Annotated in this window: 17 protein-coding genes; 9 read left to right on the top strand and 8 right to left on the bottom strand. The window is 44.0% G+C overall.

Annotation, left to right across the window (positions count from 1 at the left end; translation table 11 throughout):
• Nucleotides 1–9 precede the first annotated feature (9 nt).
• Nucleotides 10–516, bottom strand: coding sequence for a cytochrome b (locus AC0VYI_RS16495; RefSeq protein WP_475444221.1), 507 nt, complete (start codon nt 514–516; stop codon nt 10–12).
• 244 nt (nt 517–760) lie between these two features.
• On the opposite strand from AC0VYI_RS16495, the gene rluF reads away from it, so the two are divergent.
• Nucleotides 761–1,750 (top strand): 23S rRNA pseudouridine(2604) synthase RluF, encoded by a 990-nt coding sequence (rluF, locus tag AC0VYI_RS16490; RefSeq protein WP_475444219.1) that lies wholly within the window; start codon nt 761–763, stop codon nt 1,748–1,750.
• Complete coding sequence (locus AC0VYI_RS16485; protein WP_475444217.1) at nt 1,751–2,218, top strand: GNAT family N-acetyltransferase; 468 nt, start codon at nt 1,751–1,753, stop codon at nt 2,216–2,218.
• 51 nt (nt 2,219–2,269) lie between these two features.
• On the opposite strand, the gene mdoH is transcribed toward AC0VYI_RS16485, so the two are convergent.
• The gene (mdoH, locus tag AC0VYI_RS16480; RefSeq protein WP_475444215.1) at nt 2,270–4,423 is read right to left on the bottom strand and encodes a glucans biosynthesis glucosyltransferase MdoH; all 2,154 of its coding nucleotides are present in this window, start codon (nt 4,421–4,423) and stop codon (nt 2,270–2,272) included.
• Entirely contained in the window at nt 4,393–6,012 is a 1,620-nt protein-coding gene (locus AC0VYI_RS16475) for a glucan biosynthesis protein G (protein WP_199475352.1), read from the bottom strand. Before AC0VYI_RS16475 ends, mdoH begins: the two co-directional genes overlap by 31 nt.
• Nucleotides 6,013–6,514: 502 nt before the next feature.
• Here AC0VYI_RS16475 and AC0VYI_RS16470 point away from each other — a divergent pair.
• From AC0VYI_RS16470 to AC0VYI_RS16455, 4 genes are all read left to right on the top strand, one after another.
• Nucleotides 6,515–7,762, top strand: a complete 1,248-nt coding sequence (locus AC0VYI_RS16470) for a PqiA/YebS family transporter subunit (RefSeq protein WP_475444213.1) — start codon at nt 6,515–6,517, stop codon at nt 7,760–7,762.
• 41 nt (nt 7,763–7,803) lie between these two features.
• Nucleotides 7,804–9,450: an intermembrane transport protein PqiB gene (gene pqiB / locus AC0VYI_RS16465; protein ID WP_475444212.1), complete on the top strand. Its 1,647-nt coding sequence runs from the start codon at nt 7,804–7,806 to the stop codon at nt 9,448–9,450.
• Between the two features lie 15 nt (nt 9,451–9,465).
• On the top strand, nt 9,466–10,089 hold the full coding sequence (locus AC0VYI_RS16460; protein WP_475444210.1) for a PqiC family protein: 624 nt from the start codon (nt 9,466–9,468) through the stop codon (nt 10,087–10,089).
• A 92-nt stretch (nt 10,090–10,181) separates the two neighbouring features.
• On the top strand, nt 10,182–10,571 hold the full coding sequence (locus tag AC0VYI_RS16455; RefSeq protein ID WP_475444208.1) for an NUDIX hydrolase: 390 nt from the start codon (nt 10,182–10,184) through the stop codon (nt 10,569–10,571).
• Nucleotides 10,572–10,641: 70 nt separating this feature from the next.
• On the opposite strand, the gene AC0VYI_RS16450 is transcribed toward AC0VYI_RS16455, so the two are convergent.
• From AC0VYI_RS16450 to AC0VYI_RS16430, 5 genes are all read right to left on the bottom strand, one after another.
• A complete protein-coding gene (locus AC0VYI_RS16450) occupies nt 10,642–11,592 on the bottom strand; it encodes a D-ribose ABC transporter substrate-binding protein (RefSeq protein WP_199475357.1) in 951 nt (316 codons plus the stop codon).
• Between the two features lie 111 nt (nt 11,593–11,703).
• On the bottom strand, nt 11,704–12,747 hold the full coding sequence (locus AC0VYI_RS16445; RefSeq protein ID WP_475444206.1) for an ABC transporter permease: 1,044 nt from the start codon (nt 12,745–12,747) through the stop codon (nt 11,704–11,706).
• Nucleotides 12,748–12,775: 28 nt separating this feature from the next.
• Nucleotides 12,776–14,338, bottom strand: a complete 1,563-nt coding sequence (locus AC0VYI_RS16440) for a sugar ABC transporter ATP-binding protein (RefSeq protein ID WP_475444205.1) — start codon at nt 14,336–14,338, stop codon at nt 12,776–12,778.
• Nucleotides 14,339–14,346: 8 nt separating this feature from the next.
• Nucleotides 14,347–14,997: a DUF2291 family protein gene (locus AC0VYI_RS16435; RefSeq protein ID WP_475444204.1), complete on the bottom strand. Its 651-nt coding sequence runs from the start codon at nt 14,995–14,997 to the stop codon at nt 14,347–14,349.
• On the bottom strand, nt 14,987–15,172 hold the full coding sequence (locus AC0VYI_RS16430) for a hypothetical protein (protein ID WP_475444202.1): 186 nt from the start codon (nt 15,170–15,172) through the stop codon (nt 14,987–14,989). The genes AC0VYI_RS16435 and AC0VYI_RS16430 overlap by 11 nt, the downstream gene beginning before the upstream one ends.
• A 544-nt stretch (nt 15,173–15,716) precedes the next feature.
• On the opposite strand from AC0VYI_RS16430, the gene AC0VYI_RS16425 reads away from it, so the two are divergent.
• From AC0VYI_RS16425 to AC0VYI_RS16415, 3 genes are read left to right on the top strand one after another with little or no spacing between them, the layout of a single operon-like run.
• Nucleotides 15,717–17,342, top strand: a complete 1,626-nt coding sequence (locus AC0VYI_RS16425) for an FGGY family carbohydrate kinase (RefSeq protein WP_475444200.1) — start codon at nt 15,717–15,719, stop codon at nt 17,340–17,342.
• 1 nt (nt 17,343) lies between these two features.
• The gene (locus tag AC0VYI_RS16420) at nt 17,344–18,927 is read left to right on the top strand and encodes a glycerol-3-phosphate dehydrogenase (RefSeq protein WP_475444198.1); all 1,584 of its coding nucleotides are present in this window, start codon (nt 17,344–17,346) and stop codon (nt 18,925–18,927) included.
• Nucleotides 18,905–19,837 carry a sugar phosphate isomerase/epimerase family protein gene (locus AC0VYI_RS16415; RefSeq protein ID WP_475444196.1) on the top strand — a complete coding sequence of 311 codons (933 nt, stop codon included), beginning with the start codon at nt 18,905–18,907 and terminating at the stop codon, nt 19,835–19,837. Before AC0VYI_RS16420 ends, AC0VYI_RS16415 begins: the two co-directional genes overlap by 23 nt.
• Nucleotides 19,838–19,852: the final 15 nt, after the last annotated feature.

Here is a 19,852-nt window from a genome sequence, read left to right as displayed (position 1 = left end):
TGCCTAGATTTAGGAGCGTCCTAACATGCGAAGAAGGAGGCCATCTTTTAATACATATTGATGGAATAGAGCGGCCAATGCATGGAGGAGAATTAAGCTCATCATGATGTTCATAGTGATTTGATGGATATCCCCCAAAACATGAATTTTTAGGTACCAAGAGGCAGCACCAAAAGCGGGCACTAAGAACATCAACCAGTATAGGGCGATGTGCACCCAGTGGGATATCTTGTCTAAGGTCCCATTTCCAGTTGTTTTTTGTTCTGGCGTTTTGCTGAACAACCTCACGAAAACACGTATAACCATTAATCCGAGTATGGCTAAGCCTACGTAAATATGAAAATCTCCCACCCAGTTTGGGGTACTCGCTGAATCTTCAATATGCTGACGCAGCATATGACCCATACCATCGCTGATAAAATAATTCGCGATGATCAAAACTGCTATGGACCAATGCAGAAAAATTTGCGCCATGTTGTAGGTGGGGGTATTTGGCAATGGTGTCTTAGACGACATATGGTTTCCCTCTTAATCTGATAATGCCCGAATAGTAGCAATCAAAGTGTGAAAAAAAGATTGAGGACGTTGTTCGCCCTAACGCCATTAGATCTTCTGCTAAGTAGCGCGTGTTTATTGCATTTCCTATATACTGTTAGTGTATGTTTACTAAGAATATAGATCGGTTTTTATCTATTGGCTATTGATTGAAGTCTCCGTTCGTTTTTTAGTATTTTTAATCACAAGACACTAAGATATTTTTATGCTGAACACGTCAACAACTCGTTTGAATAAGTACATTAGCGAAAGTGGTATCTGCTCTAGGCGTGATGCAGATCGCTTCATTGAGCAAGGGAATGTGTTTATTAATGGCAAGCGGGCGAAAGTGGGAGATCAAGTCGCTACTGGCGATACTGTTAGAGTAAATGGACAGTTGATTGAGCCAAAGGAAGCTGAGGATTTTGTGCTGATCGCGTTAAATAAGCCAGTAGGTATTGTTAGCACCACGGAAAGCACAGAGCGCGATAATATTGTAGATTTTGTTGGTCATGGCGTGAGAATTTTTCCTATTGGTCGTTTGGATAAAGAATCGCAAGGGCTGATTTTTTTGACCAATAATGGAGACTTGGTTAACAAAGTGCTTCGCGCTGGGAATAATCACGAGAAAGAGTATTTGGTGACGGTTAATAAACCGATTACTGAGTCTTTTATCAGTGGCATGGCGAATGGGGTTCCGATATTGGGGACGATGACGAAAAAGTGTCAGGTATCTAAGGAAGCCAATAACGTTTTTCGTATTACGTTAGTGCAAGGGCTGAATCGACAAATTCGCCGTATGGCCGAGTACTTCGGTTACGAGGTGGTCAAACTTGAGCGTATTCGTATCATGCATATTGATTTAAAAGGTTTACCTGTTGGCGAATGGCGAGATTTTACCGCAAAAGAAATAGATCGTTTGTTTAAGGCCATTGAGGGATCTTCATCAGAAGCTAATACGACGTCTAAGAGGAAATCCCACAAAGCTAAACCGTCGTCAGGAGGGCGTACATCTGTAAAGAAAAAGCCGCCGAGTAAAGTCACCCCCGTGAGTCGTCATAAGCCCGTTGGGAACAATTCTTCTAAAGGTGCGGGACGAACGTCTATCGATAAACCGAACAAACCCGAAAAGGGAGGGAAACCCAATGGCACTGGAAAGTCTCGACCAACCAAACGTTCTCCAAGGCCGACGAAGGCTAACAAGGGGAACAGGTAGATGGTTGAGCATGATGAAACGATATTCTTGATTCGTCTGGCTCGTTTAAACGAGGCGATTCGTCTAGCGGATTGTGCTCATCTTTCTTATAAGAAGTATGTTGAGCAAATTGGCCAACAGCCAGCTCCTATGCTGGAGGACTATATTCAAATTATTCAGCAGCATCAGGTCTGGGTGGCTGAATATCACCATAAGGTGGTTGGTTTTGCTGTCCTGAAGCAAACGGAAGAGGGGGTTCTATTAGACAATCTGGCCATTCATCCGGATTACCAAGGTCTAGGGGGTGGTGGGACATTGCTGCGTCATGCAGAGGAACAAGCGCGCCAGCTGGGTTATGACTCTATTTATCTTTATACCCATGAGAAGATGATGGACAATCAGGCTCTTTATTCTCGCAAAGGATATCGCGAGTACGAGCGTCGCCAAGAGGAAGGCTATTCCCGAGTATTTATGCGCAAAATGCTTTAACGTAGCAGGTCGAGCGAGGGCTCGACCTGTTCGTTTTAGTATTATTTCTGACTAAGCCGCTTTGTTGGGAAGAAATTTACCCATCGCTTCCATTAAGGAGCGGCTTTTCAGAATGGCTAAACATTCTTCTTCTTTGATGTTTTTAACCAAATCGTCCAGATTGTCATTCATTTTAATCTGCCACTCTGCACAAATTCGAGGACGGCTTAAGGACGCCAAATCTTCTTCGGGCATTTGTGCCAAGTGCCAACGATAGAAATGCTCATCTTGGGTCATTCTATGTAAAGCGGATAAATCATCTTGTGTATCGATACGGTTAAGTTGCTGTTGCGCATCATGGAGTCGCTTTACGATAGGCGTCGGCCTTTTTTCCTGGGAGGATTTTAGAAAGCCTATGGTTGACAGTAGGTTTCCGCGTTTTGCTCCACCGCTTAGCCATGACAAAGGGATAGAGAAGGTAAGACCAAAGCTGATTGGCAACGACCAATAAAATAGCTGAGGGCTAAGGTATAATGTAGAAGAAGCTAGCCCTGCTCCTAATAGAGTGTGTGATAAATGAGCACGACATACCGTTTTTAACGGTGTCGCACCATCGTCTCGTGACTGAGCAGACCAGCCACTGTCTCGACCCTTTAAGACATCAAATACGACGAGAAATTGTGAAAACATCAAAATCGGTGCATACATTGCCGATAAAACGATTTCTAAGAGGCTATTGATGGTCAGAAAAATAGGACCGCCAAATTCTCGACAACGGCGTAGATTCACCATAGCACTTAACCAACCAAATATTTTGGGGGCGAGTATTAATGCCATCGAGATTTCAAATAGCAAACGTGCTTTTTCAAAATCGAATACTGGCCAGGTTGGAAACAGTGAGGGGTTGGCAAAGTATTCGGGGCGCACAAAGTGAGCTTGTAAAGCCAAGGCAAAACCCACTGCAATGAGCAAGAACCAGAATACAGCACTTAAATACGCAAAGATGCCTGAAATAATATGGAGGCGTGTGGCAAAGTGAAACCCTTTCGCGAGCAAAAAGGCTTTATGCTGTAAGTTGCCCTGACACCAACGACGGTCACGTACCATGACATCAATCAGTGATGGCGGTGCTTCCTCATGGCTGGCTTGTAGGTCATTATCGAAGCGAACGCCCCATCCAGCACGTCGTAACATTGCGGCTTCCATAAAGTCATGGCTCATTACGTGGCCGCCAAAAGGGGGCTTACCTGATAAAATAGGTAAACCACAAGCTGAGGCAAATGCTTTAGTGCGTATAATGGCATTATGGCCCCAAAAGTTGGAAGCGCTACCATGCCATGCAGATAAGCCTGCGGCGTATATTGGACCGAAGCACTGGTTTGCAAACTGTTGCAATCGGCTATACAAAGTATTGGCCTCTATGATGGTCGGGAGGGTTTGGATTAAGCCCATCCCGGGTTCAGCGGCCATCCGACGGGATAAGGTAATCAAACAGTCCGCGCTCATCAAACTGTCAGCATCAAGTACAATCATGCTCTCGTAAGCTCCGCCAAAGCGTGTCACCCAATCAGCAATATTGCCGGCTTTTCTTTCGGCATTATTGTAGCGGCGGCGATAATACACCGGACACTTGTCAGTATCATTGTTTAGAATCGGGTAAAAGGTTTGTTTTTCCTTCACGGCCGAATTGGCTTTGTTACTGTCGCTGAGAATGAAAAAGGCGAACTTTCCTGGGGCTTTTTCAACGAGGTCACTATGCATTGCTTCAATGCTGGCGCGTATACGAACAGGATCCTCATTATAAACCGGTAGCAATATCGCGGTGACCGTTTCTGGTTCAGCTTCTTTGATTTTGCGTCGAAAGGGATTTATTTGACTGAAAAAGCCCAATGTTGCTTGTGAAAATGCAAAGGAAATCCATGTGAAGTTAATACAAAACAAAACAAGGAAAGCCCACTGCATTCCAGCAATGGAATTAGTGTTGAGAACGGCGAACATTTCGGTTGCGCCGTACCATGATAAATAGGCTGTGACACAAAATACAAAAAGACGCGCCAGAAAGATGCTTATAAGGGGCTGATTAGACAGCTTTTTTGCAGGTTGTCGCTCTTCTTGAACCTTGTGTCTTGGCATCTCTAGCGGCGACTCTTCGGGTAAAGAGGTGCCGATGTCTGCCTTTTGAACATTACTCATCATCATTGTTGTTTCAACCATCGGTAAAGCCATGTAGAGGCGATTTCTTTGTGATTTTCTGATAATGCAACTCGTAGTTCCGCTACGTCTGCATTGTCTGTATCGAACGTCACATAGACACGAATACCATTAATATGAGGGTTTTTTACAAGATGCGTTTCTAGAATCTTCCCTGCACTGGTAGACGCATTAATGTGTAGTTTCTTAATATCATCAACATTTACATCGCTGTAGTCGATAACGACTTCAGGGTTTCCTTTATATTTGCCAAACAGTTTAGTGCCCTTTGCACTTCTTACAATATGTGGTTTATTGGCTAAGACAGGAGTGTCATTAGGCCAAGTTAATTGGTATGAAAAGCGATAAGGCTGGTCTTTTTTAAGGCCACCCTTTGGTTGCCAATAGGCGACAATATTGTCGTTGCCCTCTGAATTTGACGGAATCTCAACAAGCTCAACATGGCCTGGGCCCCAGTCATTAAGCGGTTTTACCCAAGCGGATGGACGTGTCTGATAGTTGGCTTCTAAATCCTGATAGTCACTGTAGTTACGGTGGCGCTGTATTAAACCAAAGCCTTTAAGAGACTTGTCATAGAAAGAACTGATTTGTAAGGTTTTTGGGTTATTTAAAGGGCGCCATAATATTTCACCATGGCCAGTTTGTATTTGTAGTCCTTCAGAATCGTGAACACGGCGTCTGAAATCTGGTTCGTCTGAACGATCCATGGTGCCAAACATGAACATAGATGTCAGTGGAGCAAGACCAACATGCGGTACGTCTTGTCGGGGGAAAAGCGTTGCTTTTACGACAATACGAGTAGGTGACCCTGGGTAAATGCCAAATCGATAGGCACCGGTTACACTTTTGCTGTCCAGTAATGCGTGTACCACGATGGCTTTTTGTGTGACTGATGGACGTTCTATCCAGAAATGTTTGAACATGGGGAATTCTTCCCCCGTTGGTTGAGCTACATCGATTGCAAGGCCACGAGCCGATAGACCATAGGTTTGGCCTTTAGAAATAGCACGGAAGTAAGTCGCTCCCTGAAAAACAATAAACTCATCGCTATGGTCTTTTGTATTGATGGGGTAGTGTAAACGTAATCCTGCGAATTTTCCGACTTTATCAATTAATTCAGCCAACTTTTTATTGGGGGTAGAAAAAGAAGAGGGTGAGACTTCTAAAGGGAAGGCTTTACCGTTTTCAACGACATCGATATCGACGAGGTCTTTATAAAGATAGCCCGGCGCAAAAAGTTGGATGGAGAAAGGCGTTGGTGTATTACCCCAGACCGCTTGGTTTTGTTGGAAGTTTATTTTCCGGTACGTCGAGTAGTCCAGATCCGTGAGCGCTTTTGGTGCTTTAAGAGGGGGCACCATAGGGGATTTCGCCAATTTTTTGGCCATATCAATTACCGTTTGATCCGTGAATTGATAACCAGATTTGGGATCCTGTAGTGCTTTTTTGACGGATTCGTCGATAGCCTGCTGCTCTTTATTCTTTGTAGAGGCTTTGGGCTGGTTTTCTGTTTTATTTGTTTGTGGCGCCGCTTGTTGCGATGGCGCTGCTTCTTTTTGAGCTGGGTCAGTGTTGTCAGCACGGGCAATAGAACAAAAAAACATAGGGGCCAACAGGCATAAGAGATATAAGTATCTAAACGTTGTCAAATTTTTCATAGTAATATAAAACTTTCGTTAGAGGATGATAGTTACGCCGTATATTTAAACAAAGCATGATGCAAAGCGTTTTTTACCTCAGTGATATCCTTTATAACTTACCTTCATGTAAGTGTCTTCATGAGGAGAAAAGGGTAAGACTGAGGAAACAGGCTTGGATCTTTTTTTATTTTAATTTTATTGTGTTTTGAGTGATGCAAGCAATTATCTATATATAATAATGATTTGCATCTCATAAAGTTAGTTTTTGATGTATATTTTTTGAAAAGAATTTGCTTGCGATTCTATGTTCTTTTCTATAGTCCAATAAAGCATATGTTTATATAAAGCAATATTGACTCATGGCTCGAGAATGTATTCTTTTGTTACATTTGGGATCTTAGCCACCGTATAATTTTTTAGCTTTTGGTTGAATGAAAGCAATGTTTACAGTTGGTACCTTTTTTATATGAAACCCTCATTTTTAAGTCATCATGCGACGGTTTGTAAAGAGTGTGATTGGGTGACGCCTATCCCTGAGTTACAAGAAGGGCAACAATTACGCTGCGCTCGATGTCGAAGTACTTTGTTTTATCAGCCTAGGCAAAGGTTGAATAACCTATTGGCTTTTGGGGGATCCGCAATATTGATGTTGGCACTTTCTTTAAGCTTCCCTTTTTTGAGCTTTTCAGTGGCTGGAGTTGGTAGAACAGTCAGTCTTTGGCAAGAGGTATCAACCTTATTGCTGAATTCTTTCACATTTTTAGGGGTATTAATCCTAATTGCCTTATTAATATTACCGGCGCTGTATCTATTTTGCGTCATATTATTAGCTTGGTTTTTAAAAAGAAGTCGCTATCAAAGATTACAAACGTATTTGATCCGTATCCTGGTTGGCGTTCAGCCCTGGTTAATGGTTGATGTGTTTTTGGTGGGAGTCATTGTTGCTTTGATTAAGATGCAAGGGAGCGTCTCGATTGATCTTGGCTTGTCATTTTGGGCGTTTTGTGGGTTTGTTATTTGTTTATTGAAGACAGTGTCGATGGTGGATGTTCGGTGGTTTTGGCACCAAGTAACGGCCCCGTCTCTAAGTATTATTTTACACTCGCAAACGGCGCGCTCTCAAGGCGTAAAAGGTTGTCAAACCTGCGGCGCCATTCTCCTTATTGATGATACACACTGCGGACGTTGCGGTCATGAAGCGGATAGTCGGAAACCGCAAAGTATTAAAGCCACGATTGCTTTGTTGATAGCTTCTTTGATCATGTATGTACCTGCTAATGTCTTTCCTATGATGGAGACTACGTATTTTGGTTCTACTACGCCCTCGACGATTGTTGGCGGCGTACTGCTGTTGTGGTCGGAGGGGTCTTACCCTGTTGCGGCCATTATTTTGATTGCAAGTGTGTTTATTCCAATTGCGAAAATGTTAGCGCTGAGTTGGTTGTGTTGGCAATCTTACCGCCCAAGTCCCTATGGCATTATGAAAAAACTCACCTTGTATCGATTGACTGAGTTTGTTGGTCGCTGGTCCATGATCGATATTTTTGTTGTGGCTATTTTAACCGGACTGGTTCAGTTGGGAGGGCTGCTAACAATCTACCCTGGAAAAGCGGCTTTGTGTTTTGCCAGTGTGGTGATATTGACCATGTTAGCGGCGAAATCATTTGACCCTAGATTGCTTTGGGATAAGGAAGAGCCTGCTCATGATGAGTGATGACAAAAAGCATCATACGAGATTAACTGAGGAATTTTGGCTTGAGTACTGAGAATGATAACCTCCAAGAGGTACGTAAGATCCGCTTTAATACTATTTGGTTTGTTCCTCTAATCGCTTTGCTGATTGCTGGATGGATGGTGTACCAAAATTGGTCTAATCAAGGGCCAGAAGTGACCTTGATTGCGCAAAATGCGGATGGCATTGAGGCTGGAAAAACCAAGGTTAAAGCACGTAATGTAGACGTGGGCATGGTGACGGCTGTTCGTTTGAGTGATGACTTTAATCAAGCCATCATTACCGTCCGAATGAATAAAAACGCTAGTAAAATGTTGCATGCGAATGCACAATTTTGGGTCGTTAAGCCTCGTATTGGTAAGGCTGGAGTCAGTGGCTTAGGGACACTGCTTTCAGGTGCTTATATTGAAATGGAGCCCAGTCTAAAAGGGGAACTGAAGACGCGTTTTTCTATTCTCTCTAACCCCCCTGTTTCGACGGATAAAAGCCAAGGTATTCATCTAAAATTATTCAGTACCGACAGTTCAAAAATGGATGTTGGTACGGCAGTACATTTTCGTGGCTATGATGTAGGCTTCATTGAAAAAGTGGGGTTCGACATTAAGAAAAATGCCATCACTTATCAGATATTTATTCGTGCGCCTTATGATTCTTTAGTCAATAGTGCTGTCCATTTCTGGATTACACCAGGGTTCTCGCTACAAAGCTCTGCGCGGGGTTTTGAAGTAAGATTGGACTCTCTTGAAACTTTGCTTTCTGGAGGGATCAGCTTTGGTATGCTGAAAGATCAACACATAGGACATCCAGTAAAAAATTTATCGCAGTTTGAGCTTTATTCCTCCAAACAAGCTGCGCAAAACCATGTGTATAACGAGTTTATTAATTATTTGTTTTTGTTTAAAGAAAATATCAGTGGTTTAGAAGTTGGGGCGCCCGTTGAGTATCGTGGGTTGCGCATCGGTACCGTCATGCAAGTGCCTTATGATGGATTAGATATACGTGCTCTTACCTCGATGACCGACCCTGTAGTTCCTGTACTTGCTCGAATAGAACCACAACGACTGGATCATCAACTCAATGGTATGAGTCGGCAAGAGTTTAAAAATATGCTTGAGAAGAGCATTCATGAAGGCCTTAGGGCTTCATTAAAAACCAGCAACTTACTAACAGGGGCGAAGATCATTGATTTGAACATTGTGGCAAATGCTCAACCGATCAAGAATAAAATATTGAACGGGATTGATGTGTTTCCAACAACGCCAAATAGTTTGGCGAATATTGAAACAAAAGTCTCGATTGTCCTAGATAAATTATCAAAAGCGCCTATTGATGAAAGTTTTTCGCATCTAAATCGTGCGATGGTCGAAGCGAATAACACATTGCAAAGTATCAAGAATCTAACAAATGACCTCAATGCATTGCTACAGAGAAAAGATACCCAAGCACTGCCGAAGCAAGTGTTAGAAGCGGTCCAAGAGCTCAAGCAAACGCTTGTTACCTATCAAAGTGATGGTCAAATAGGCGGGCCTGCTCGGGAGAGTATTGAGTCATTACAACGATCTCTTAATGAGTTGCAGCCTTTATTAAGAGAGTTAAGAAAAGATCCTAATGTCCTGATTTTTGATAAGAAAACACAGCCAGACATTCAACCCAGAGCCGGAACCCAATAATAGGAAAATCAACATATGCTCAGTCGATATTATCTCTGTGTAGCGGTGGCACTATCTTGTTTGTTAACGGGCTGTGCGACAGCCGTTGTGCCAAGTAATGAATATCTCTTGATGGATCATGATGCCGAAGCTACGACATCAATGTCGTCGGACTCGTTCAGTAAAAAGCAGCCTGATAAAAAACAACAGGTTGTACAAATTCAGTTGTTACCTATTCGGGTGGCTGACTACCTTGCGGGCAATGAAATGGTGCTAGTGTCTAAACAAGGCGAAGTGTTTCGGTCTCAACAAAACTTGTGGGCAGAGCCATTAGGGCCTCAATTGAGTCGACTCACCTTGCAAGCCTTGATTAAGCGTATGCCAAATATTGAGTGGTTTGGACCACAGGATTTGGTCTCTTCATCAGAGCGTTTAAGCATAGATGTTGATTCATTCTATGGCGACCTTAATGGGGAGGTTCATGTTGCGGGGCGCTGGAGATTAATTTCGTCTTCGGGGCAGGTACTGATTTCAAAAGAGTTTGTTGCCCAAGGGCGTTTGCCAAAAAGTGGCTATCCAGCCCTTGTGCAAACCCTTGGTAAAGTGTGGTTTCAAAAAGTAATTGACCCCATGGTGAAGACCCTTGAGGTTGCTGATTAAAGGGGACGTTGTTGAGAAAAATAATGCAGAGAAATAAGCGAGTACTTATTCTTAACTTTTGTCTATGAAGAGGTTTGTGAGGTGTCATGGTAATGGTTAGCGAATGTGTTTCGTTTCTCTTGATTCGAGATGAGCAGATACTATTAGAAAAAAGAGCGGATGATAAAGCCTCTGATCCTGGTTTAATCGCTGTTCCTGGTGGCCATATAGAATCAGGGGAAAGCCAGCTTGAGGCACTGGTTCGTGAATTAAAAGAAGAATTGGATGTGGTACCTGATTCTCATCGCTATTTGTGCAGCCTCTATCATCCTACGGACGAGTTACAATTGATTCACTATTATGTGATACCCAGTTGGACAGGTGAGATCAAGTCATTAGAAGCGGCGGCGGTGTTTTGGCATGATATGCAGAATGCACCGATCGATGTTGCAGCCGATGGTGTTGCTGTGTCGGAATATTTGCGGGTGTATTCTTCACTTTGATATGTCCATAATAAAAAGGATCATTAGCCAATGCTAATGATCCTTTTGAACGGTGAAAAAAGTACCGAACTTAGTATTTAGATAATACAAAAGGTGAGGTGTAATATTTCACGTTATCTTTGGTAATCAAGTAGCAATCAAACAGTTGTTTTTCAGTCGCTGCACCTGTTTTTCCTGTACGGATATAGTTATCCGCTTCGTCAACGGCTTTCGCTGAGAAGATCGCCACAGGTTGAAGAACCGTGTATGCCATTTCACCATCGAGAATCGCATTTACCGCATCAGGTGAACCATCGAAACCGCCAACGGTGACTTGTTTTAGTTTGCCTGCTTCTTTTAGTGCAGCAATAGCACCTAACGCCATTTCATCGTTACCACTAATGACACCGTTGATATTTGGATGCGCTTGCAAGATGGACTGCATTTTGTTGTAGCCTTGTGTGCGGTTCCAGTTAGCCACTTCTTCAGCCACTTTCTTCAGATCAGGGTATTGTGACAATACGGTTTTATAACCATTAGATCGAGTGGCGGCATTGTTATCGGATGGCGCACCAAACAACTCAACATAGTTGCCCGTATCGCCGATACTATCAACAAATTGCGCCGCACCAAGGGCAGCCCCTTGTGCGTTGTTTGATACTAGCTGCGCTTTGGCCAACCCTTTTTGGTTGATCTCGGCATTGATTAAAAACACGGGGATACCTGCTTTTACCGCCTTACGAACAGAGCCGATAGACCCATCCGCATTAGCCGGATCAAGAATAATAGCCACCGCTTTGTTGGTGATGGCGGTATCGATTAGATTGCTTTCTGTATTGGTATCGCCTTTATGGGCGGAAACTGTTGCCGTGTAACCGAGCTTTTCTGCTTCCGCTTTGGCGGTTTGCCCTTCGGTGTACCAGTATGGGTTAGATGGGTCATTGACGATGATAGACATCAACCCACCTGCCCATACATGGCTTGCCATTAAACCTAAGCCTGCTACAGAAGCTAACAGTAAACTTTTCGTCGTCTTTAACATGATAGTGCTCCAATTTATTGTTATTGTCTTTGCCGAGTAACGGCAGGTGCTTTACAGCAAGTTGTGTTTCGTTTGAGACAAATTTGCTATAAAAATTTAAGTATCATCGAACTATTTTCCCTTTTTACCGTATTGCAAACTGTTTAGGAGTACGGCCAAAACGATCACGGACCCCGTAAATACCGTTTGCCAATAGGAAGATACACCGATGATGACTAAGCCATCTGATAAATAGCCAATGACAAGCGCACCAAGCAAGGTGCCTTGTACATTACCTCGTCCTCCTGTTAGGGCAGCACCGCCAATGACAACAGCAGCAATGGCTGTTAACTCGTAGGTGGTGCCTGCTGTTGGTCCTGCTGAGGTCAACTGTGATGACAGAACGAGCCCTGCAATCGCTGCACATATACCAGACAGTACATAAACGGTTATTTTGACGCGCTTAATCGGCACACCAGATAAGTCTGCTGCTTGTTCGTTACCACCGGATGCATACAGCCAACGACCAAAGGCGGTTCGACTAAGCATGATCCCGCAGAGCAGGGTGACGACGATGAAAATGATGACACTAATTGGAATATTGGCAATTCGATTAAATCCTAGCCAGTCGAAACCAGTATTACCCAACGACGGATCGCCTTCTAATTTGTTAAAGGTCAACCCATTCGTCATTAATAGTGCCGCACCACGAGCAACATAGAGAGTACCTAATGTGGCAACAAAGGCGGGTACATTGAATCGGGCAATCAGTACGCCATTCACCAGCCCGACGAACGCGCCTAAGGCACAGGTTAAAACAACGACGACCCATAAGGAGGGATATAATGTGATGCCCAGTGCTTGGATATTTACTCCTTGCATCAAAAAGCCAGCAAACACACCACTTAGCCCCAAAGTAGAGCCAACCGATAAATCGATTCCACCATTCAGTATGACTAATAACATGCCCATAGCCAGTAAGCCATAAATCGCCACATGTGAGGACATGATTAAAAAGTTATTCACCGTAAAATAGTTCGGTGACATAAACGAAAAAAAGATAATGATAGCGATCAAGGCAAAAAAGGCACGGCCTTCTAATAATAACCGACCAATGTCGACTTTCTTGGCAGGGGGAGTTGCCTTATTTAAGGTTTGTTCGTGTTGTGCTGACATGATCACACTCCAGAATATTGTTATTTTTTTAATCTTTTACGGCTTCGCCTGAGGCGGCCATGATTTTTTCTTTACTGACGTTGGCGTCAAACTCTGCTGCAATTTTGCCCTTGTTCATGACGATAATACGATGGGCGATACTTAGGCATTCTGCGACTTCCGAGGTGGAGTAAATGACGGCAAGCCCTTGTTTTGCGCGTTCCGCAAGTAATTTAAAGACTTCTGCTTTCGCACCAATATCAATGCCTCTGCTGGGCTCATCTAACAATAAAACGTTTGGATGAGTCGCTAACATTTTGCCAATGACGACTTTTTGTTGGTTGCCACCAGATAGTGAGCCAATGGGGGCTTCACCACTGTCTGTTTTAACCGTTACATCCTTAATGGATCGATTGATCAGATGGGTTTCATCTTTATTGGAGGTGAAAAATCGACGGGTAAACTCACCAATGCTAGCAATAGACAAGTTTTGACCCACGCTCATGGTTTGTACCAGACCATCTTTTTGCCGATCTTCTGGCACCAAGGCCAATCCCGCTGCGATGCGATCCGCAATAGAGAATGAGGAAATTTCTTCATCTTTGAGTAGAATTCGTCCTGAGTCGGCCTTTAGACGTCCGGCAGCGCACTCCATAAATTCTGAGCGTCCGGCCCCCATAAGACCATAGATGCAAACGATTTCCCCTTCCCGTACTTTGAGAGAAAGGTGATCGACCACGTTAAACGGCCCTCCCTTGGGATCATGAATGACTAAATCATCGATTTCCAAGGCGGTATCGCCCATGTCATAGCCTGTTGGTGGCGAGCCAAGGTCAAAGTTCTCGCCCACCATATGGCGGACAATCCACTCTAGATCGATGTCTTTTCTGGGAGCGTAAGCGGTCATGGTGCCGTCTCTTAAAACCACAGCATGATCGGTAATTTGCAGCGCTTCTTCGAGGTGGTGGGAAATATAGACGATCGAGACACCACGCTTTTTCAAATCATTGATGACTTTAAAAAGGACTTCCACTTCGGTGGCACTGAGTGCCGAAGTGGGTTCGTCCATGATCAAGATGCGAGATTTCTGAGATATGGCTCTGGCAATTTCAATGATTTGTTGTTGTCCCAAGCGTAACTCCTCAAGGGGAGTCAGTGGGTCAATATTCTCCTGCAACTCTTCCATTAACGCTTTGGCTTGGCGTTCTTCTTCCGCGTAATCAACCCCTTTAGAATTCGTGATTTCCCGTCCCATAAAAATATTGTCACGAACATTTAAGTTGGGGGCGAGACTCAATTCTTGATGAATGATGGAGATACCTTGTGCACGAGCTTCTGCCGCGCTATTAAAATGAATGGCTTTGTCATCCAGTAAAATATCGCCAGAAGTCGGGGAGATGACACCAGAAAGAATCTTCATTAAGGTGGATTTTCCCGCGCCATTTTCTCCGAATAACGTGGTGACCTGACCTTTATAAATGTCGAAGTTAACCGCTTTTAATGCTTGCGTGTTGCCAAAGGTCTTGGTGATATGGCGGGCCGCTAAGACGACGTCGTTTGTCGCAGTCTTTGCTGTAGCCTGATTATTGCCGTTGGTTGAAGCTTGCATCATGGATACCGTCATTTTACATCAAACCTTACTGGCGTTATAAGCCAGTTCTTTGGGTTGATTAGCCTAAAAACACCGACAACAAAGACTTGCTTACCCACCAGTGTTGTTTGATCTACGTGCTGGAGTGCATCAGTTTTCATGACTCGGTTAATTGCTGCGCCCACATTTTGATATTGAATTTGATTGGTAAACTGTTCGAATGAGATTTTACCTGTCGCATCACGTAATGCCGTGCCATTAATCGCGGGACCAACTTGTACTCGGATTGTTTGTTTCTCCGGCATATTGGTGACCTTAAGGGTATAAATACCAGAGCGGCCGCTTTCTACAACGGCATCAAGTTTGACTGGTATGATGGCCCCTATGCCGCTTTTCACCCCGTATTTTTCAATGGCACTTTTTTTGTTGGTTTGAAGTGCTGTCAGGAGTGTTTCGGCATCCACCGCTTTATTGAGGACAAAGTCACGGATCGATGGGTATTCTTTTTGGGCGTATCTATCAGGAGAAAAGCTTTTCTGACGCAAGTCTTCGCTTGAACCGTTTACGATTACTTTTGTATTAAGCCCCATGGCGATAACTAAAATGGCGGTAAAGACCGCTGTTCCAAGTACCCATTTACGCTTTCTGGATACCCTTTGATTGGACAGGTTAGTGTGCATAGAAACGCCCCTTCATGGCTGAATAAGTAGAAGATAGTTGCATATGTTTGATGAAGGAGATGTTTATGTCTGAATGAGAAAAAGCGCTATGTCGTCTAGCTTGATTAATCAGATAGACAAGTGACTGGTACAGCATTTGCTGTTGATCGGCTTGATTGTGCAATGTTTTTGTCATTGTTTTTCTCCGGCTTTTCTTTTTATTAGTGATCGCGTCGAAGAGTCGTGTAGCGATCTAGCCATAGTCGATTGTGTTGTTTTTGTTATTAGGTAGAGACCTTGAATAGTCAAACAATGGTTTAAAAACGGTCGCCTGTCAATGAAATTTATTTCATAAAAGATTTAAAAAATCATCTTTTTTCATCTCAATACTTTATTTTGCATTTAAGAGTCGTCTTATTATTGCATTTTGCCTCTATAAAACGTCTATTTTCTTATTGATTTTCAATGGATTTCTTGAAAAATGTTAATGCTTCTTCTTTTGAATACGCTTCATTTACTGTCTTTTTTAAGAAAAATCTATGTTGACAGAATGGAGTTTGATGGAAATAATTAACAAACAAAGAAAAAAATTACAAAAAAGGATGGTCGTTTTTAAGTGGTGTTGATGCCCTTAAAATAGACTTACCTTCATGGGGAATCAGTATGCTAAGTGTTTGTCTGCATCATGCTAAAGCGTTCATAAGACTGTGCTCTTCGTTTGATTCAGTAAGAGGTGGCCTGTGAAGACTGATCTTATTGTTGGCATCGATGCAGGAACGTCGGTGATTAAAGCGGTTGCCTTTAGCCTAAAAGGTGAGCAAGTGGCGGTTTCCAGCATTAGAAACCGTTATCAAACAGGCTTAGATGGATCGGCAACACAGCCGATGAGGCAAACTTGGTCAGACTGTGCTCAAGCGGTACGTGATCTGGGAGAGCAAATCCCTGATTTTTCTCGACGTGTCTGTGCGTTATCGGTGACAGGCCAAGGGGATGGTACTTGGTTGATGGATCAGCAGGGGGATCCCGTTGGTGATGCATGGCTATGGTTAGATGGCCGCTCCGCTCCCACCGTCGATACACTGCGCTATTCCCATACAGATCGGTTACGTTTTGAACTAACGGGGACGGGGTTGAATACCTGTCAGCAGGGCGCTCAGTTAGCCTATATGAAGGATAAGCATCCGTCTCTTTTGGCCGCCGCGACAACGGCGTTTCATTGTAAGGATTGGCTGTATTTTAAATTGACTGGGGTGAGGGCGACTGATCCTTCAGAGGCCAGTTTTACATTTGGTGATTTTCGAACGAGAGAATATGACGAACGGGTGATTGATAGTCTGGGGTTGTCTAATTATGCCCATTTATTACCGCCTATCATCGATGGTTCACAACAGACCTTCCCTTTAACTAATGAGGCGGCAAAGCAGACAGGGTTACGTGCAGGCATTCCTGTATCACTTGCTTATGTTGATATGGTAATGACGGCATTAGGGGCGGGAGTTCATACCGGAGACGAAGGGGTGGCCTGCTCCGTGGTTGGTTCCACGGGAGTACATATGAAGTCCGTTGATGCCAAGGAGGTTTATCTAAACGATGCGGGGACGGGGTATGTGATTGTATTGCCCATTCAAAACCGTGTGACGCAGGTGCAAACTAATATGGCATCGGCATTGAATTTAGATTGGCTTCTGAACGTTGCGGCGGATTTACTCGGTGAATTTGGGGGCTCTCTATCGAGCCATGAACTGGTATCTAAGGTTGACGGTTGGCTTAAAGCAACCATGCCAGGGCAACTTTTATACCATCCCTATATTTCTGATGCGGGTGAGCGTGGCCCTTTTATCAATGCTTCAGCTCGCGCCAGTTTTACCGGATTAACCTCAAGACATCGCTTTCCTGATTTGGTGAGAGCCGTTGTAGAGGGGTTAGGAATGGCTATGCGTGACTGTTATAACGAAATGGGGGCCTTACCTAAGGAAGTGCGTTTGAGCGGTGGGGCTGTCAGGTCACCAATCTTACGTCAGATCCTTGGCGCCTCGGTGAGTGCCAACGTCAGAATGTCTTTGCGCGATGAGGCAGGAGCCGCAGGAGCTGCCATGATGTCGGCTGTTGCGATTGGCGCTTATGCCAATATGGAGAGTTGTATCAATACATGGGTTTCACCACTTCTCACAGAGCAAGAAGCACCAAGTTTATCGTTAGCCAATCATTACAATGATGTGTTTGATGCTTTTTGCGAAGAGCGCTATCGACTATCGGGTACTTGGCAAAAAATAGATGCTTTACGTAAGTCATCAAATGCGAGTTTTGAAGCGATAAAAGCGGACCAAGTGGAAGCAAAATCTGCTTTAAACAAGTCGGAGTTTTAATATGAATAATGAGCAGACATTAGATCTTTTTGTCATTGGTGGCGGTATTAATGGCGCAGGTATCGCGCGCGATGCAGCAGGGCGTGGCCTGTCAGTTGCTTTGTGCGAAAAAGACGATTTGGGCCAAGGCACTTCATCCCGTTCAGGTAAATTGGTACATGGTGGTTTGCGCTATTTGGAATATTATGAATTTCGCTTAGTGCGGGAAGCACTCATTGAGCGAGAAGTCTTGTTGAATTCTGCCAGTCATATTATTTGGCCGATGCGTTTTGTGTTACCCCACAGTAAAGAAGACCGTCCTGCTTGGTTAGTGCGTTTAGGCTTGTTTTTGTATGATCATCTTGGTGGACGTAAGCGTTTGCCAGGCACACGTACGTTGGATTTACAAAGAGATCCAGAAGGCGCAGCCATTAAAGACAAATACAAAAAAGGCTTTGAGTATTCAGACTGCTGGGTGGATGACTCTCGGTTAGTGGTGCTAAATGCCATGGATGCGGCGGAAAAAGGGGCGCAGGTATTAACCCGAACGCGCTGTGTCTCAGCAAAACGAGAGAAAGACCATTGGCTGATTACGGTGTGTAATGAGTTAACACACAAAGAGACGGTTTTTAAAGCCAAGGTACTGGTTAACGCAGCAGGCCCTTGGGTCCGTAATATTATTGATGGTGTGGCCTCTTCAAAAAGTGCTCGTAATGTGAAGTTGGTTAAGGGCTCACATATTATTGTTCCCAAATTCTGGGAAGGTCAGCAGGCTTATCTGGTGCAAAATCATGATAAACGGGTGATTTTTATTAACCCCTATGAGGGAAATAAAGCGCTGATTGGAACCACTGATATCCCTTATGAGGGGCGTGTAGAAGATGTGACTGCCGACGAAAGTGAAATTGAATACTTGTTGGCTGCCGTTAATCGTTACTTTAAAGAGCAGCTAAAGCGCGATGATGTGATTGAAACCTTTTCTGGGGTAAGACCTTTATTTGACGATGGGCAAGGCAACCCATCTGCTGTCACCCGTGATTATACATTTGATTTGGATGAAACCAACAAAGTGCCATTACTCAATGTTTTTGGTGGCAAGCTGACGACATTTCGTAAGCTATCAGAACATGCTATTCAAAAAATTGATAAGTTTTTTCCACAAATTGGACCAGATTGGACGAGTCACGCCTCGTTACCTGGGGGCGATATTGCTAATGCAGACTTTTCAACCTTTATTCAGTCTATGAAAGATCAATACGCTTGGCTACCCAGAGAGCTCGTTATGCATTTGGGACGCCATTACGGTACCAAAATGAGCCAGATTGTTGGTTCTGCGACATCGCTTGAAGGACTGGGGCGCCATTTTGGGGCGAATTTGTACGAAGCGGAAGTGCGTTATTTAGTGAACCATGAGTGGGCGATGACGCCGGATGACATTTTAACGCGCCGTACGAAAGAAGGTCTGCGCTTTAATGCATCACAAAAAGAAGCTTTTTATCAATGGTTTAAAGAACATATCTCGTCCCATAACCCAGCTTACATTACGGCGGATCATTCCACTACAACGTCAGAAGAGGTGAACAATGCCGTTAACCTTAGCGCTTAATACTAATCCTTTGGTAAATCGTTTTGCCGAGCCAAATGACTTGATTGATACCGTCGCACATCAAATTAAAATACGTGATTTACAACTGACTCACGAGTTTATTAACCCCAGTTGGCCTGCGTCTGTCATCCGTCGCCTAACCAGAGAGATGAAACAAGCATTAGAGCGAACAGGAGTAAGAGTGACGTCTGGTATGACAGGACCTTATGGTCGCCTTAATCACTTCGGTCATCCTGATGCAGATGTACGGCGTTATTATGTGGAATGGTTCAAAACCTTTGCCGAGATTACCGCCGATTTAGGAGGGAATTCGGTAGGAACTCAGTTCGCTATTATGACCTATCAAGATTTTGATGATGCAACGCGTCGTGAAGAGTTAATCTCGATTGCGATTGATTGTTGGGCGGAAGTTGCTGAACACGCTAAGGCCGCTGGGTTGGAATATGTCTACTGGGAGCCAATGAGCATCGGCCGTGAGTTTGGCGATACGATTCAATCCGCACTCGATCTTCAGCAACGACTAATGGATGCCAATATGGCCATTCCAATGTGGATGATGGCGGATATCGATCATGGGGATGTGATGTCTAAGAACCCTGATGATTACGACCCGTATGCATGGGCCAAAGCGGTTCCGAGAGTGTCCCCCATTATTCATATTAAGCAAAGTTTGATGGACAAAGGCGGGCATCGGCCTTTTGCTTCGCCCTATAACGAAAAGGGTCGTATTCAACCCGAACCTTTATTAGCCGCTTTGCAGTCGGGTGGCGCACGAGATAATCAGATTTGTCTGGAGCTCAGCTTTAAGGAGCGTGAGCCGACGGATCGTGAAGTGGTGCCACAAATAGCGGAAAGCGTGGCCTTTTGGGCGCCCTTTATTAATACCGGGGTTGATGATCTACATATTTAATATTTTGGGTTTGCT

The organism is Marinomonas sp. 63XJN7_9_ISO-PGPR-S23-217, assembly GCF_056173515.1.
Note: the sequence above shows the minus strand (reverse complement) of the source record. Positions and strands in the feature narration are given on the sequence as shown.

Coding starts and splice junctions, on each gene's coding strand:
- AC0VYI_RS16495 (WP_475444221.1), bottom strand. CDS start 516: ATGTCGTCTAAGACACCATTGCCAAATACCCCCACCTACAACATGGCG.
- rluF (WP_475444219.1), top strand. CDS start 761: ATGCTGAACACGTCAACAACTCGTTTGAATAAGTACATTAGCGAAAGT.
- AC0VYI_RS16485 (WP_475444217.1), top strand. CDS start 1,751: ATGGTTGAGCATGATGAAACGATATTCTTGATTCGTCTGGCTCGTTTA.
- mdoH (WP_475444215.1), bottom strand. CDS start 4,423: ATGGCTTTACCGATGGTTGAAACAACAATGATGATGAGTAATGTTCAA.
- AC0VYI_RS16475 (WP_199475352.1), bottom strand. CDS start 6,012: ATGTTTTTTTGTTCTATTGCCCGTGCTGACAACACTGACCCAGCTCAA.
- AC0VYI_RS16470 (WP_475444213.1), top strand. CDS start 6,515: ATGAAACCCTCATTTTTAAGTCATCATGCGACGGTTTGTAAAGAGTGT.
- AC0VYI_RS16460 (WP_475444210.1), top strand. CDS start 9,466: ATGCTCAGTCGATATTATCTCTGTGTAGCGGTGGCACTATCTTGTTTG.
- AC0VYI_RS16455 (WP_475444208.1), top strand. CDS start 10,182: ATGGTTAGCGAATGTGTTTCGTTTCTCTTGATTCGAGATGAGCAGATA.
- AC0VYI_RS16450 (WP_199475357.1), bottom strand. CDS start 11,592: ATGTTAAAGACGACGAAAAGTTTACTGTTAGCTTCTGTAGCAGGCTTA.
- AC0VYI_RS16445 (WP_475444206.1), bottom strand. CDS start 12,747: ATGTCAGCACAACACGAACAAACCTTAAATAAGGCAACTCCCCCTGCC.
- AC0VYI_RS16440 (WP_475444205.1), bottom strand. CDS start 14,338: ATGATGCAAGCTTCAACCAACGGCAATAATCAGGCTACAGCAAAGACT.
- AC0VYI_RS16435 (WP_475444204.1), bottom strand. CDS start 14,997: ATGCACACTAACCTGTCCAATCAAAGGGTATCCAGAAAGCGTAAATGG.
- AC0VYI_RS16430 (WP_475444202.1), bottom strand. CDS start 15,172: ATGACAAAAACATTGCACAATCAAGCCGATCAACAGCAAATGCTGTAC.
- AC0VYI_RS16420 (WP_475444198.1), top strand. CDS start 17,344: ATGAATAATGAGCAGACATTAGATCTTTTTGTCATTGGTGGCGGTATT.
- AC0VYI_RS16415 (WP_475444196.1), top strand. CDS start 18,905: ATGCCGTTAACCTTAGCGCTTAATACTAATCCTTTGGTAAATCGTTTT.